15 protein-coding genes are annotated in these 14,762 nt (G+C 68.6%); 8 read left to right on the forward strand and 7 right to left on the reverse strand.

What is annotated here, in order from left to right; translation table 11 throughout:
- The first annotated feature begins 53 nt into the window (after positions 1–53).
- Positions 54–1,328, forward strand: coding sequence for a dicarboxylate/amino acid:cation symporter (locus tag GGR46_RS25205; protein WP_221262822.1), 1,275 nt, complete (start codon positions 54–56; stop codon positions 1,326–1,328).
- A complete protein-coding gene (locus GGR46_RS25210; RefSeq protein ID WP_221262823.1) occupies positions 1,325–2,413 on the forward strand; it encodes an AbrB family transcriptional regulator in 1,089 nt (362 codons plus the stop codon). Before GGR46_RS25205 ends, GGR46_RS25210 begins: the two co-directional genes overlap by 4 nt.
- A gap of 111 nt (positions 2,414–2,524) precedes the next feature.
- On the opposite strand, the gene gorA is transcribed toward GGR46_RS25210, so the two are convergent.
- The 4 genes from gorA to pgi all read right to left on the reverse strand — a co-directional run bounded on the left by gorA (position 2,525) and on the right by pgi (position 6,446).
- Positions 2,525–3,871 (reverse strand): glutathione-disulfide reductase, encoded by a 1,347-nt coding sequence (gene gorA / locus GGR46_RS15390; RefSeq protein WP_183998930.1) that lies wholly within the window; start codon positions 3,869–3,871, stop codon positions 2,525–2,527.
- 63 nt (positions 3,872–3,934) lie between these two features.
- Positions 3,935–4,561: a hypothetical protein gene (locus GGR46_RS15395; RefSeq protein WP_183998931.1), complete on the reverse strand. Its 627-nt coding sequence runs from the start codon at positions 4,559–4,561 to the stop codon at positions 3,935–3,937.
- Positions 4,562–4,650: 89 nt separating this feature from the next.
- Positions 4,651–4,956 (reverse strand): PhnA domain-containing protein, encoded by a 306-nt coding sequence (locus tag GGR46_RS15400; protein ID WP_183998932.1) that lies wholly within the window; start codon positions 4,954–4,956, stop codon positions 4,651–4,653.
- Complete coding sequence (gene pgi / locus GGR46_RS15405; protein WP_425506572.1) at positions 4,953–6,446, reverse strand: glucose-6-phosphate isomerase; 1,494 nt, start codon at positions 6,444–6,446, stop codon at positions 4,953–4,955. The genes GGR46_RS15400 and pgi overlap by 4 nt, the downstream gene beginning before the upstream one ends.
- Positions 6,447–6,552: 106 nt before the next feature.
- On the opposite strand from pgi, the gene lepB reads away from it, so the two are divergent.
- The 4 genes from lepB (at position 6,553) to GGR46_RS15425 (ending at position 10,077) form a co-directional block, all read left to right on the forward strand.
- On the forward strand, positions 6,553–7,410 hold the full coding sequence (lepB, locus tag GGR46_RS15410; protein ID WP_183998934.1) for a signal peptidase I: 858 nt from the start codon (positions 6,553–6,555) through the stop codon (positions 7,408–7,410).
- A gap of 2 nt (positions 7,411–7,412) precedes the next feature.
- On the forward strand, positions 7,413–8,078 hold the full coding sequence (gene rnc, locus GGR46_RS15415) for a ribonuclease III (RefSeq protein ID WP_343058282.1): 666 nt from the start codon (positions 7,413–7,415) through the stop codon (positions 8,076–8,078).
- Positions 8,079–8,200: 122 nt separating this feature from the next.
- Positions 8,201–9,109: a GTPase Era gene (gene era / locus GGR46_RS15420; protein ID WP_183998935.1), complete on the forward strand. Its 909-nt coding sequence runs from the start codon at positions 8,201–8,203 to the stop codon at positions 9,107–9,109.
- Entirely contained in the window at positions 9,106–10,077 is a 972-nt protein-coding gene (locus tag GGR46_RS15425; RefSeq protein WP_183998936.1) for a nitrilase-related carbon-nitrogen hydrolase, read from the forward strand. The genes era and GGR46_RS15425 overlap by 4 nt, the downstream gene beginning before the upstream one ends.
- A gap of 70 nt (positions 10,078–10,147) precedes the next feature.
- Here the strand turns inward: GGR46_RS15425 and GGR46_RS15430 are convergent, their stop codons facing one another.
- Positions 10,148–10,699, reverse strand: a complete 552-nt coding sequence (locus GGR46_RS15430; protein ID WP_183998937.1) for a YceD family protein — start codon at positions 10,697–10,699, stop codon at positions 10,148–10,150.
- Positions 10,696–11,205 (reverse strand): ubiquinol-cytochrome C chaperone family protein, encoded by a 510-nt coding sequence (locus tag GGR46_RS15435; RefSeq protein ID WP_183998938.1) that lies wholly within the window; start codon positions 11,203–11,205, stop codon positions 10,696–10,698. The genes GGR46_RS15430 and GGR46_RS15435 overlap by 4 nt, the downstream gene beginning before the upstream one ends.
- A gap of 121 nt (positions 11,206–11,326) precedes the next feature.
- On the opposite strand from GGR46_RS15435, the gene GGR46_RS15440 reads away from it, so the two are divergent.
- Both GGR46_RS15440 and GGR46_RS15445 read left to right on the forward strand, forming a co-directional pair.
- The gene (locus GGR46_RS15440) at positions 11,327–11,806 is read left to right on the forward strand and encodes an outer membrane protein assembly factor BamE (RefSeq protein ID WP_183998939.1); all 480 of its coding nucleotides are present in this window, start codon (positions 11,327–11,329) and stop codon (positions 11,804–11,806) included.
- A gap of 122 nt (positions 11,807–11,928) precedes the next feature.
- Positions 11,929–12,450, forward strand: a complete 522-nt coding sequence (locus GGR46_RS15445; RefSeq protein ID WP_183998940.1) for an RcnB family protein — start codon at positions 11,929–11,931, stop codon at positions 12,448–12,450.
- A 145-nt stretch (positions 12,451–12,595) separates the two neighbouring features.
- Here GGR46_RS15445 and pbpC read toward each other — a convergent pair whose 3' ends face one another.
- Positions 12,596–14,692 carry a penicillin-binding protein 1C gene (pbpC, locus tag GGR46_RS15450; protein WP_184000044.1) on the reverse strand — a complete coding sequence of 699 codons (2,097 nt, stop codon included), beginning with the start codon at positions 14,690–14,692 and terminating at the stop codon, positions 12,596–12,598.
- Between the last annotated feature and the right edge of the window lie 70 nt (positions 14,693–14,762).

The raw sequence follows: 14,762 nt of genomic DNA on the forward strand, positions 1-14,762 counted from the left end.
TTGCGGGCCCTCAACCGCCATCCGATTAGCGCGGAAAATCAAAAAGGGCGAGCATGTCGCAAGCATTGAGAATCCTGATCGCGCTGGTCGCGGGACTGGGCGTGGGGATAGCGCTTGCCAATTACGCGCCGGGCGCGGGTGGCTTCGCCCTGCATTATTTCACCAAGCCGATCGGTTCGGCCTGGCTGCACGGGCTGCAGATGGTGATCGTGCCGCTGGTCGTGGCACTGCTGGTGATCGGCATCGCCGCCTCGGCCGAGGCCGCGCGTGCCGGCCGCATCGCCGCGAGCGCGCTGATCTGCTTCGTCGCGATCCTGTGGTTCAACACGCTGCTGTCGGCGTTCGTCACGCCGATGCTGCTCCAGCTCTTCCCGCTGCCGCACGAATGGGCCGAGGCACTGCGCGCCTCGCTGTCGAGCGCCAAGGTGGCCGGGCAGGTGCCGAGCCTGAGCGACTTCTTCGACAAGATCGTGCCGACCAACATCGTCGCCGCCGCCAGCGCCGATGCCTTCCTGCCGCTCACCGTGTTCGCCATGGTCTTCGCCTTCGCGATCACCCGGCTGCCGACCGAGCGCCGCAAGCTGCTGCTCGACTTCTTCCAGGCGATCGCCGACGCGATGATCGTGGTGATCGGCTGGGTGCTGATGCTCGCCCCGATCGGCGTGTTCTGCCTGGCCTTCGGCCTGGGCATGGAGACCGGCGCAGCCGCGTTCGGTGCGCTGCTCCACTATATCCTGATCGTCTCTTCGCTGGGCATCATCGTGCTGCTCTCCGCCTATCCGATCGCCGCGATCGGCGCCCGGATGCGGATCGGCCGCTTCGCCCGCGAAGTGCTGCCGAGCCAGGTGGTGGCGCTGAGCACCTCCTCCTCGCTCGCCAGCCTGCCGACCATGCTCCGCTCCAGCGAGGCATTGGGCGCGCCCGCCACCGTATCGGGCGTGGTGCTGCCGATCGCCGTGGCGGTGTTCCGCGCGACCAGCCCGGCAATGAACCTGGCGGTGGCTCTCTATGTCGCGCACCTGACCGGCACGCCGATCGGCCCCGGCCAGCTCGCCGCCGGCATCGCCACCGCGGCGATCACCACCATGGGATCGGTGAGCCTGCCCGGCACGATCAGCTTCTTCGCCTCGGTGGCGCCGGTCGCGGTGGCGATGGGCGTGCCGATCGAGGCGCTGGGCCTGCTCGTCGCGGTGGAAACGGTGCCCGACCTGTTCCGCACGCTCGGCAACGTCACCATGGACGTCGCGGTGACCGCGACGATCGCCCGCCGCACCGGCGACGGCGAGCCCAAGACCGAGACCGACGCGCTGCTCGCCGAAGAGCTTTGAGCGGCCGCACCGCCGGACTGTGGCTGGCGCTGCTCGCGGCGTCGGCGGCGGGCACGGCGATCCTCGAATGGATCGGGCTGTCGGCCGGGCTGCTGCTCGGGCCGATGGTGGCCGCGATCGCCTTTTCGGCGCGCGGCGCGGGGCTGAGCCTGCCGAGGCCGCTGTTCGTCGGCGCCCAGGCGGTGATCGGCTGCCTGATCGCCGGCACGCTCGATATCGGCACCTTCGCCCGGGTGGTGACCCAATGGCCGCTGTTCCTCGGCGTGACCGCGGCGACGCTCGGGGCGAGCAGCCTGCTCGGCTATCTGCTCAGCCGCTGGCGGGTGTTGCCCGGAAGCACGGCGATCTGGGGATCGATGCCGGGCGCCGCCTCGGCGATGGTGGTGATGGCCGATGCGTTCGGCGCGGACGCGCGGCTGGTGGCGTTCATGACCTATACCCGGGTGGTGTGCGTGGCTGGCGCCGCCTCGATCCTCGCCGCGGCGCTGGGCGCGCATCATGGCGGCGACTGGCTGGTGACGATGCTCGCCCCTGCGCCGCTGATTCCTTCGCTGGCGACGCTGGCGGTGGCGGGGATCGGGGCGGTCGCCGGGCTCAAGCTGCGAATCCCGGCGGGCGCCTTGCTGGTGCCGATGGCGGTGGGCATCGCGCTCCATGCCATGGGCGTGCTGCGCATGACCCTGCCCGAGCCGGTGCTGGCGGTGAGCTATGCGCTGGTCGGATGGCGGATCGGACTCGCCTTTACCCGTGAGACATTCGCGCTGGCGGCGAAGGCGCTACCCCGCGTGCTGCTCTCGACCTTCGTGCTGATCGGTTTTTCGGCAGCGCTGTCGCTGGTGGTCGCCCGGCTTACGGGGATCGATCCGGTCAGCGCCTATCTGGCGGTGAGCCCGGGCGGGCTCGATTCGGTGGCGATCATCGCCACCTCGGTGCCGGTCGACCAGCCCTTCGTGATGGCGATGCAGGCGCTGCGGTTCCTGGCGGTGCTGGCGCTGGGGCCGACGCTGGCGAGGGCGGCGGCCACCCGTTTCGCCAAATCAAATTCCTCCCCGAGCTTGCTCGGGGAGGGGGACCGCGACGCGTAAGCGTCGGGGTGGAGGGGCGACGGTGGAACACCGCCGAGTGCCGTGACGGCCCCTCCACCACCGCCTTCGGCGGCGGTCCCCCTCCCCCGGACAAGCTGGGGGAGGAATTGGTTACTTCATGAGCACCAATTCCTCCGACATGGTCGGATGCAGCGCCACGGTCTGGTCGAAGGCGTCCTTGGTGAGGCCGGCCTTCACCGCCACCGCCGCCGCCTGAAGGATCTCCGGCGCATCCGGCCCGATCATGTGGAGGCCGACGACCCGGCCGGTCGTGCCGTCGCAGATCATCTTGTAGAGCGCGCGCTCGTTGCGATCGGCCAGCACGTTCTTCATCGCGCGGAAATCGGACTGGTAGACCGCGATCGAGCCGAGCTTGTTGCGCGCCTCGCTCTCGGTCATGCCGACGCTGGCGAGCGGCGGGTGGCTGAACACCGCGCTGGGGATGCAGCTGTAGTCGACCTGGTGCGGCTTGCCGCCGAAGAGCGTGTCGGCGAACGCCTGGCCTTCCCGGATCGCGACGGGGGTGAGCTGCACCCGGTTGGTCACGTCGCCCACCGCATAGATCGAATCGACCGCGGTCCTGTTGTCCGCGTCGACCTTAACCGCACCCTTGTCGTCGAGCTCGACGCCGACATCGGTGAGGCCCAGCCCCTCGGTGTTCGGCACGCGGCCGGTGGCGAAGAGCACGCAATCGACTTCGATCGGCTCGTGCTTGCTCAGCGTCACCCTGAACGCGCCATTCTCCAGCTTCTCGATCGACTTGAAGTCGCAGTGGAAGCGGAAATCGATCCCCTTCATCAGCGAGATCTGGAGCAGGCGGTCGCGCATCGAATGGTCATAGCCGCGCAGGATCACGTCGGTGCGGTTGACCAGCGTGACGTGGCTGCCGAACTCGTTGAAGATGCCGGCGAACTCGTTGGCGATATAGCCGCCGCCGGCGATCAGGATGCGCTTGGGCAGCTTTTCGAGGTGGAAGACCTCATTCGAGGTGATGCCATGCTCGCTGCCCGGGAATTCGGGCACGTGCGGATGCGCGCCGGTGGCAACGAGGATGTACTTGGCGGTGACCTTACGCCCCGAGGCGAGGGTGACTTCGTGCGGACCGGTGACCGTGGCGCGCTCGAGGAAGGTCTCGACGTTATTGTTGTGCAGCGTCTGGGTGTAGAGCCCGTTGAGGCGATCGACATCGGCCATGACGTTGTCGCGCAGCACCGCCCAGTCGAAATCGCATTCGGGCACGTTCCAGCCGAAGCGGCGCGCGTCCTTCAGGTCCTCGGCGAAATGCGCGCCATAGACGAGCAGCTTCTTGGGCACGCAGCCGCGGATCACGCAGGTGCCGCCGATGCGATATTCCTCCGCCACCGCGACCTTCGCGCCGTACGCGGCGGAGACGCGCGAGGCGCGGGTGCCCCCGGAACCGGCGCCGATCACGAAGAGGTCATAGTCGTATTCGGCCACGTGCTTGTCCTTCCGGGTCGTTTCGAGGCCGGGAGATAGGATGCGCGCGGCGCTCTGCCAATCTCACCCTTGGCCCAGGTCGATCCGGCGCGACAGGAAATGCAGGATCCAGGCGATTCCGACCGCGCCGAGCGCGAGCGGGAGCAGCGCCGCGGGCACGCTTTCGGGCGACACGAAATGCTGGGCGGCAAGGGCGAGGAAGATCAGCCCCCACACCCAGGCATGCAGCGCGATCCGCCACGGATTGCGCCGGCGATACCGGGCGGCGAGCTCGCGCGGGATCGGGGTGCGCAGCGCCAGCTCGCCGCGGATGCGCTCGCGGATCAGGCGCAGGTCGCGGCGGAAACGATAGAGCTGCCAGATCGGCCAGCCGTGCAGGATCGCCCCGCCCGCCGCGCCACCGATCACCAGCGTCGTGCCGACGGGCAGATGCGCGAAGGTCGCGATCAGCGACAGGCCGATCATGAACGCCACGAACATCCAGCCATGGACCTGGCCGGCGACATATTCGCGCTCCACATAGCGATCGATCCGCGCGAACGCCTCGGCCTGCCAGCCGGGGATCGACGCCGCCGGCGCGGGCAGCAGATCGCCGGTGCCGGGATCGAACAACGGCCCGAGCGGGCTCACCGGGAACCAGCGCTCGATCGCCGCCCGCTCGCTTTCCCGTACGATCCGCCGCTGGTCCATCGGCCTGCCCCTTGCCGTGAAGGGGCGAGTCTAACGGAAGCGGGTAAACGGGGACTTTCCGCCAACCGTCATCCCGACGGAGGAGGCTGTTACCGCTTCCGCACGAACTCCGCGCGCAGGACGAGGCCCTTGATGCCTTCGTACTTGCAGTCGATCTCCTGCGCGTCACCGGTCAGGCGGATCGACTTGATCAGCGTGCCGCGCTTGAGCGTCTGGCCAGCGCCCTTGACGGTCAGGTCCTTGATCAGCGTGACCTGGTCGCCGTCCTGGAGGAGGTTGCCGACCGAATCGCGGACCTCGACCCTATCGGCGGCGCCCGCTTTGGCCGCGGCTTCGGCGGCGGGGACCCACTCCCCGCTCGCCTCGTCATAGACGTACTCGTCGTCGCCGCTCACTTGAACGCCCGGGCGATCAGGTCGTTGGTCGATGCGTCGAAGCTCTGGTCGCCGGCACCCGCCGCCTTGGCCATTTCCTTGCCCAGCTCGACGCCGAACTGGTCGAACGCGTTGATGCCGAGCAGCACCGCGTTCACGAAGGTGCGCTGCTCGTAGAACGCCAGGATCGCGCCCAACGTGCGCGGATCGACGGTGTCGAGCAGCAGCGTGGCGGACGGACGGTCGCCCGGATAGTCGCGCGCCAGATCGTCGTTCTTGCGGCCGGCCATCAGCGCGGCACCCTGGGCGAACATGTTGAGCAGCAGCTGGCGGTGATGCTCTTCTGCAAGCCCGTCGCCCGGCTCGATCGAGCCGATGAACTCGAGCGGCACCAGGCGGGTACCCTGGTGGAGCAGCTGGAACACGGCGTGCTGGGCATCGGTGCCGACGCCGCCCCAGGTGATCGGCGCGGTCGGATAGGTCACCGGCTCGCCCTTGGCGGTCACCCGCTTGCCGTTCGACTCCATCTCTAGCTGCTGGAGATAGCTGGGCAGCAGGCCCAGGCGCTCGTCATAGGCGAAGGTGGCCCGGGTCTCGCAGCCGCGGACCTGAGTGTAATAGAGGTCGGCGAACGCCGCGAGGACCGGCGCGTTCGCCTCGAACGGGGCGAGGCGGAAATGGCGGTCCATCTCGGCAGCGCCCTCGAGCAGTTCCTCGAACGCGTCCCAGCCCAGCGCGAGGGCGGCGGGGAAGCCGATCGACGACCAGAGCGAGTAGCGGCCGCCGACGGACTCGGCGAACGGCAGCACGCGGGTCTCGTCGATGCCGAAGGCGATCGCCTTTTCGGGCGCGGCGGTGAGTGCGACGAGCTTGCCGTACGGATCCTCGACGCCGCCCTGCATCAGCCAGGAGATCGCGCTCTCCGCATTGAGCATCGTCTCGGTGGTGGTGAAGGTCTTCGACGCAATGGCGATGAGCGTGGTCTGCGGATCGAAGCGATCGAGCGCGGTCTCCAGCGCGACGCCGTCGACGTTCGAGACCACCGCGACCTCATAGCGGTCGGCGTCGCGGCCGAGCGCGTCGACCAGCAGGTCCGGGCCCAGTGCCGAGCCGCCGATGCCGATATGGATGACGCTGCGGACCGGGCCGAACGCCTCGGCCTCGATCGCGTCGATCAGCGCGCGCATGCGAGCATGATAGGCCTGGGCACGGGCGACGCTGTCGGGCGAGCCTTCGCCGCGCTCGGCGGTGTGCTCCACCGAGCGCCCCTCGGTGACGTTGATCTTCTCGCCGGCGAACAGCGCGTCGCGCTTGGCGACCAGGCCCATGTCGGCGGCGATCCTGGTGAAGGCCGCGATCAGCTCGGGCGTCAGATGGGTCTTCGACCAGTCGAAGTGGATGCCCGCGACATCGGCGGAGAGCTTGGCGACCCGGTCGGAGTCGCGCGCGAACAGCTCGGTCAGCGTGGAGGCCTCGAGCGATTTTACGGCGGACCAGTCGGGCAAGCTCATGTTCATCTCCATTTGCGACAAGCCAGCCCCTATCGTCCCAATCTCTCCGCCGCCACTCCATTCATCGGCTTGACCTCACCGCCCGCCCCAAGCAGAGCAGATATCCATGGAAAACACCCCCGCCGATTCCCTGAACGAGAAGCCTGCCACTCCCGCCGCGGCGGCGACGGCCGAAAAGCCCAAGAACGAGTGGAAGGACCTTGGCCTCTTCCTCGTCAAGCTGGCGCTGATCGTGTTCGTGGTGCGCAGCTTCATCTTCTCGCCCTTCTCGATCCCCTCGGAATCGATGATGCCGCGGCTGCTGATCGGCGACTATCTGTTCATCACCAAGTGGAACTACGGCTATTCCAAGCACTCGCTGCCCTGGAGCCTGCCGCTGATCCCGGGCCGCATCTTCCCCGGCACGCCGGCGCGCGGCGACGTGGTGGTGTTCAAGGCGCCCGGCCATAATGGCGAGGACTGGATCAAGCGCGTCATCGGCCTGCCGGGCGACAGCGTCCAGGTGGTCAACGGCCAGGTGATCCTGAACGGCAAGGCGATCCCCAAGCAGAAGGTCGCCGATCTCGAGCTGCCGGTCACGCCGAACTTCACCAATTGCCCCACCCTGTTCCAGGGCGTGAGCGCCAAGGGCGATCCGGTGTGCAAGCTGCCGCGCTTCCGCGAGACGCTGCCGGGTGGCAAGAGCTATGACGTGCTCGACCAGGGGCTGACCCCGCAGGACAATACCGAGGTCTTCCACGTGCCCGCAGGCCATGCGTTCCTGATGGGCGACAATCGCGACAATTCGACCGACAGCCGCTTCTCGCAGCCGCCCGAGGGCCAGGGCATCGCCTATGTCCCGCTCGAGAATATCGAGGGCAAGGCCGTGCTGAGCTTCTGGTCGACCGACGGCAGCGCCAACTGGTTCCTGCCCTGGACCTGGTTCACCGCGGCGCGCTGGAGCCGGATCGGGGAAGGCTTTTGAGCATTCCCGACCTGGGGGAATGGATCGCCAAGACTTTCGGCCAGCGCCCTTCTGACCTGGCCCCCTATCAGCGCGCGCTGACGCATGGCAGCCAGGCGGCGGAGAATTACGAGCGGCTCGAGTTCCTCGGCGACCGGGTCCTCGGCCTGGCCATCGCCGAATGGCTGTACGAGCGCTTCGCCAACGAGCCCGAGGGCGCGCTGTCGCGCCGGCTCAACGCGCTGGTGACCGGCGCGATGTGCGCGAACGTGGCGCGCGAAGTGGGCGTGCCGCCGCTGCTCCGCCTGGGCAAGCAGGCACGCGGCGACGGCGCCGCGGACAGCGACAATGTGCTGGGCGATGCGATGGAAGCGCTGATCGGCGCGCTCTATCTCGAGTTCGGCTTCGCACCGGCCCGCGACTTCGTCCGCAAGGCCTGGGCAAAGCACATCGACGCGCATGCCAGCGCCCCCCGGCACCCCAAATCGGCGCTGCAGGAATGGGCGGCGGCGAACAATCGCCGCCCGCCCGAATATGCGGTGACCGATCGCTCGGGACCGAACCACGCGCCGCGCTTCACCGTGAAGGTGTCGATCGGCAGCTTCGCCGAGGCCGAGGCGCAGGGCACGAGCAAGCAGGATGCCGAGACCGCGGCCGCGGCGGCGCTGCTGGTGAAGCTCAAGGCGTGACCCGTTTCTCCCCTGCCGCTTGCGGGAGGGACCGGGGGAGGGGCAATAATTCCCCTTCCTGCTATATTCGACACCCCCTCCCCTAACCCCTCCGCCACGCGGAAGGGGAATTTGGAACTGATATGACCGACACCCTCCCCACCCAGCACTGCGGCCTGATCGCGATCGTCGGCGCTCCCAACGCCGGCAAGTCCACGCTGGTCAATGCGCTGGTCGGCCAGAAGGTCGCGATCGTCAGCCCCAAGGCACAGACCACGCGCACCCGGGTGATGGGCATCGCGATCGAGGGCGACGCCCAGCTGATCCTGGTCGACACGCCGGGCATCTTCACCCCCGAGCGCCGGCTCGACCGCGCGATGGTCGCCGCCGCCTGGGAAGGCGCCGAGGGTGCCGACCTGATCGCGCTGATCGTCGATGGCAAGGGCGGCATCGGCCCCAAGGTTCACACCGTGATCGAGAGCCTGAAGGGCCGGCGCGAGCGCAAGATCCTGATCCTCAACAAGGTCGATGTGGCCGACAAGCCGCGACTCCTGGGTCACGCCGCCAAGCTCAACGAGATCCTGCCGTTCGACGAGACCTATTTCGTCTCGGCCCAGACCGGCGACGGCGTGCCCGAGCTGAAGGCAGCGCTGGCCGTAGCGATGCCCGAATGCCCCTGGCACTTCCCCGAGGACCAGGTGAGCGACGCGACCGATCGCATGCTCGCCGCCGAAGTGACCCGCGAGCAGCTCTATCTCCAGCTCCACCAGGAACTGCCCTATTCGAGCGCGATCGAGACCGAACAGTACAAGGAACGCGAGGACGGATCGGTCGAGATCCACCAGCAGATCCTGGTCGAGCGCGAGACCCAGCGCGCGATCGTGCTCGGCAAGGGCGGCACCCGCATCAAGGAGATCGGCGCCCGTGCCCGCGCGGAGCTTTCCCGTCTCATGGGCGTAAAGGTTCATCTCTATCTTCACGTGAAGGTAAGGCCGGAATGGCAGGAAGACCGTTCGCTTTACCGTGAGATCGGGTTGGACTGGGTCGAGTGACGAAAAAGCTCAAGGTCGCCATCGTACAGGATTCGCCGGTTCCCCTCGCCATCGGCGCTGGGCTGGACCGAGCCATTGCCAAGGCGCGCGAGGCGATCGAGAAGGGCGCGCGCGTCATCGCCTTTGGGGAAGGCTTTCTGGGCGGCTATCCGGCCTGGCTCGAGCATATCGCCCCCGCACGCCTCTGGGATCATCCCGGCACCCGCGAGCTGCACGCGCTGCTGCTCGACCAGGCGATCCGCGGCGACGATCCGCGCTTCCAGCCGCTGCAATGGACGGTGGACATCGCCGATGTCGCGGTGTCGATCGGCGGCTATGAGCGGGTCCGCCAGAGCCTCTACGCTACGCAATTCCTGTTCCGGCCCAAGGCGCCGGTGCTCCGCCACCGCAAGCTGATCCTGACACCCGCCGAGAAGCTGATGCTCGGGCGCGGCGACGGATCGACGCTGGGGCTGCACACCGCGCCCTGGGGCAAGATCGGCCAGCTCGCCTCGACCGAGCATTGGATGCCCCTGGCCCGCGCAGCGATGCATCACGAGGGCGAGACGGTGCACGTCGCCGCCTGGCCGCAAGTCACCGACATCGCGATGCTCGCCTCGGCGCATTATGCCTATGAGGGCCGTGCCTTCGTCCTCGCGGCCGGCACCATCCAGTACAAGCAGGAGCTGATCGCCGGCTATGAGAAGGCCGGCGGCGACGGATCGGCGCGCAAGCTGCTCGATCGCCTTCCCGACGGCCAGATCCAGCGCGGCCACAGCGCGATCCTGGCGCCCGACGGCGTGGTGATCGCCCAGGCCGGCACCGCGCCCGAACTGCTGATCGCCGAGATCGACCTGGACGAAGTCGATCGCGGGCTGGCGACGATGGACGTCGATGGCGCCCAGGCGCGGCACGACGTGTTCGAGCTCTCGGTCGATCGCCGAGAGCGCGCCGGCATCGTCGACAAAGACGAGAGCGAAGCCGCCTGAGGGCGTACGATATTCAGAATCCTCCCCGTTAGGGGGAGGATCGAAGGGGCATGTTGCCCCTCGGTCCGCCTCAACCCTTGCCCAGCTTGTCCCTCAGGCCGGCCAGACCACCGAACGGGCCGCTTTCCTCGGCGAGCCGCTTCGCCTCGTCCTCGCTGATCACCCCGGCATCGCGCAGCGCGGCCTCGGCGGCGGGGCTGCGCGGATAGGGGTCGAGCGCCAGCGCCAGCGTCTCGGCCGCCGCCTCGCCCAGATCGATCGCGCCGCCCGAATAGAAGACGATGTCGCACTCGTCCTCGCTCAGCTCGGTCTCGTCGTCGCTGTCCTCACCTTCGCTCTCGGGCAGGAAGCGGATCGCGAAATCCTCCTCGATCCGGGCGGGCACGGGGTCGTCGGTGATCACACAGGCCTGGACCACCTTGGCCGAGAGATGGCCGGTGGCGATGATGCCCTGCGCGTCGCGGCGGATGCGATAGTCGGCGGTGAGGTTGCCGATCGACTTGAGGCCGAAACGCTCGGCCAGCGCGATGCGCTCGGCCGGCTCGGCCTGGACCTGGATCTGGCTCTCGCCGGCGCCGATCGTGTCGAGCCGCTGCGGGCGGTTGAACTCGTTCTGGATCATGCCAGCTCTCCGGCGATCAGGGTGGCGACCGGCGTCTCGCTCAGCTTCGCATGAAGGGCGCGCAGCTCGGTCTCGACATGGGCGAGCGCTTGCGGGTCCGGCGCCTCGCCACGATAGAGGTTGCGGACCAGCGCTTCGCCCAGCGTATTCCCTGCCAGGCCCTCGCGATAGGCGCCCAGCCGGCCGCCGAGCATCCCCATCATCTTGCCGACATGCTTGCCGACGACGATGTCGCCGATGCCGATCTGGCGCAGCTGGCCGTCCATGTCGTCGATGAACACTTCGGTGAGGTGCGTGCTGAACGGCACCGCCGCCTCGTCCTGTTCGAGCCGGAGCAGCGCCAGGCTCATCACCGCGGCGATCATGTCGAACCGGCCGTCGATCGTGTCGGGTACCGCGCCGGCTTCGTACCAGTGCGGCTGGCGACCGCGCGCGACGATCGCGGCGTAGAGAATCGGGGCGGCACCGCGGTCGGGAGCCTGGAAGAGCCGCTGGAGCAAGCGCATGTGCCGGTTCGGTCCTGCTATCTGGGAGCGCGACCTTGTTTGGCCGCATTTTGCCGCATATTGAGGCGAACGGCGTGCGATGCAATGCGTGACGCCGGTACGCGTTTGCCTGGAGACCAGAATGTCGATTCCCGCCCGCGCGCTTGGCGCCGCCCTGCTGGCAGCCGCGCTTGGCACCACCGCCTGCGTGCCGGTGCGCACCCACCAGGGCTATATCATCGACACCGAGCTGGTCGATTCGGTCCAGCCCGGCATCGATACGCGCGAATCGGTGCTCCAGACGCTGGGCCGCCCGACCTTCACCAGCCAGTTCAACGAAGGCGAGTGGTATTACATCTCCCGCCAGAGCGCGAACCTCGGCTATCAGGGCCTGAAGGCGAAGGACCAGACGACGCTGCGCATCACCTTCGACGCGAAGGGCAACGTCGCCGCGGTCGACCGGACCGGCAAGGACCTGATCGCCTCGGTCGATCCGTACGGCAAGACCACCCCGACGCTGGGCCACAAGCGCGGCTTCTTCGAGGATCTGTTCGGCAATATCGGCACCGTCGGCGCGCCGGGTACCGGTGGCCCGGGCGGTGGCGGCGGCAACGGCCCCTAGTAGCTGGCCGCGGCCTGCGCCTTTCATTTCGCTGACGGCGCCGTTCCCGGGCCGTTCAGCGAGGCTTCTCCAAACAGGCGCTCTACCGGAAAGCAAATCCGGTCAGTGCTTTGGAGGAAGACATGAAGACGTTCGTAACCGCCGCGCTGCTCGCCGCCGTCGCGATGCCGGCCGTGGCGCTGCCGACCGCAGCCAATGCCCAGTCGCGCGAGGAGCTGCGCCGCGACCGCCAGGATATCCGCCAGCAGGAGCGCCAGCTGCGCGATGCCCATCGCCGCGGCGACCGTCGCGACATCCGGGACGAGCGGCGCGACGTGCGCGAGGCGCACCGCGAATATCGCGAAGACCTGCGCGACCGGGACCGCGCCTGGGCGCGTGACGACTGGCGCTACAATCGCGATCGCAACCGCGCACTCTATTCGCGCGGCAGCTGGAACGCGCCGTTCCGCTACAATGCGTTCCGCGCCGGCGGCCGGATCGCCCCGAGCTATTATGGCTCGCGCTATGTGATCGCCGATCCGTGGCGCTATCACCTGCCGCGCGCGGACCGCTACCAGAGCTGGGTGCGCCACTATAACGACGTGCTGCTGATCGACACGCGGCGCGGCATCGTGATCCGCACGATCCCCGGCTTCTACTGGTAATCTCGCAAGATCAAAGGCTTCGGCCGCACCGCCCTTTGGGCCGTGCGGCCGGTGCCGTTGGGCACGGTCCCGAAAGGGGGTGGGACCATTTGCCGAAACGCCCGAATCAGCGTTTCGCTCCCTCAACATTCCCCGATTTTACGCGCTATCGGATGGTGAACAGCACCTGGTCGACGACCTTGCCGTCCAGGTCGACCAAGGCGAGGCGATGCTTGCCCGGCGGGGCGAGGATCAGCGGGTGCGAATCGGCGGTGCCCAGGTCGCGCTTGTCGAGAATCAGCCGGTGGCCAAGCGCCTGGCCGGACACCGAAATCGCCAGGCGCTGATTGTCCTGGGGGATATCGGGATCGAGCGCATAGACGCTGCCCGCGACCGGATTGACGATCCGCGGCCGGCGCGCCTCGGCCGGGGCATAGGCGACGCGGTCGAGCCCGGTGCCCTTCAGGAAATATTCGCGGCGCGGCTGCTCGATCCCGGCGGCGAAGCGGATCTGGCGCTCCTCGATATCGGCCGGGCGCGGCGGCGCCTTGCCGGGGTTCGCCTCATTGAGCGCCAGCATCACGTCGCGCCACACCGGCGCCGCGCCGCTGGTGCCCGAGACGGCACGCATCGGATCGCCCTCGAGATTGCCGACCCACACACCCACGGTGAAGCGATCGGTGAAGCCGACGCACCAATTGTCGCGCATCGCCTTGGACGTGCCGGTCTTCACCGCCGCCCAGAAAGGCAGGCGCAGCGCCGAATCGACCCCGAACGTGCCGGCCCGCGCATTGGGATCGGCGAGCATGTCGGCGACGATCCAGGCAGCCTCGGGCGTGGTGGTGCGCCGCGGCGCCTCGGTCTTGGCGTCCATCGTCAGGCGAAGCGGCGACCAGCGCCCCGCAAGCGCCAGGCTGCGATAGGCGTCGACCTGCTCCATCAACGTCACTTCGGCCGATCCGAGCGCGAGCGAATAGCCATAATATTGCCCGTCCTCGACCAGCCCGCGATAGCCGGTGTCCCATAGCCGGTCGCGGAACGCATCGACCCCGGTGAGCAGCAGGGTGCGCACTGCCGGCACGTTGAGCGAGCCGGCCAGCGCGATGCGCGCCGAGACCGGCCCCTTGAACGCCTTGTCGTAATTCTGCGGCACGTAGAGGCCCGAGGCGGTGTCGAGCTGGACCGGGGAATCGTCGAGGATCGAGGCGGCGGTGAGATAGCCCTTCTCGATGCCCATCGCGTAGAGGAACGGCTTCAGCGTCGAACCCGCCTGGCGATAGGCCGAGGCGCCATCGACTGCCGGCGCGGTGCTCTCGCCGCCGATCCCGCCGACATAGGCGAGCACGTCGCCGCTCGCATTGTCGACCACGATCACCGCGCCATCGCGCGCGCGGCTGCCGCCCAGCCCCTGGAGCTGGCGCTTGAGCGCGGTGATCGCGGCGCGCTGGATGCCGGCATCGAGCGTGGTGGTGATCTTCGCGCCCGGCTTGGTCAGCAGTTCGGCCGAGAGATGCGGCGCCAGCCCCGGATCGAGCGCGAGGCTGCGCGCCGGGCCGAGCATCGAGGCAGCGGCGCCGGCGAAGCGGGTGCAATCCCTGTCGCGGCTCAGCGCGCAGGCCCGGCGCGCGACTTCGCCCGGTACTGCCTGCGGATTGGGCAGCAGGGCGGCGAGCAGCAGCGCATCGTCGCGGGTCAGCGTCGCCGGCGTCTTGCCGAACAGGCCGAGCGCGGCGGCGCCGATCCCCTGCGCCTCGCCGCGGAAGCCGGCGAGGTTGAGATAGGCCTCGAGGATCTGGTCCTTGCTCCAACGCGATTCGAGGCTCCACGCCGCGCGCATCTGGCGAAGCTTCTCGCGCACCCCGCGGCTGCCCGGCGCGGCGAGATCGGGGGCGAGATAGGCGGCGACCTGCATCGACAGGGTCGAAGCGCCGCGCCCGCGCTTGCCCTCGATCCGGTCGCGCGCCGCGCCGGTCAGCGCCATCCAGTCGACGCCGCCATGCGCGCGGAAACGGCGATCCTCGGCGGCGATCAGGATATCGCGCGCGACCGGGGAAACGTCCTGCAGCCGGGTCCAGGCAAGGCGGCGCGCCTGGTAGTCGATGCGGCTGGAGTCGATCAGCACGCCGTGCCGGTCGTAGAGCCAGGCCTCGGACGGATGCCAGCCGGCCCGAACCGCCGAATAGTCGGGCAGCGCCGGCGGGCGCGTCACCCACCAGAAGCTCCCCGACACCAGCAGGAACAGGCCGAGCACCGTGCCGACCACGCGCGGCGGGGTGACGACGCCACGCCACCCCTTGTCCTTCCACGCCGCCCGCTCCCGCCCGAACCAAGCA

Source organism: Sphingomonas kyeonggiensis, from assembly GCF_014196745.1.
GTDB lineage: Bacteria > Pseudomonadota > Alphaproteobacteria > Sphingomonadales > Sphingomonadaceae > Sphingomonas > Sphingomonas kyeonggiensis.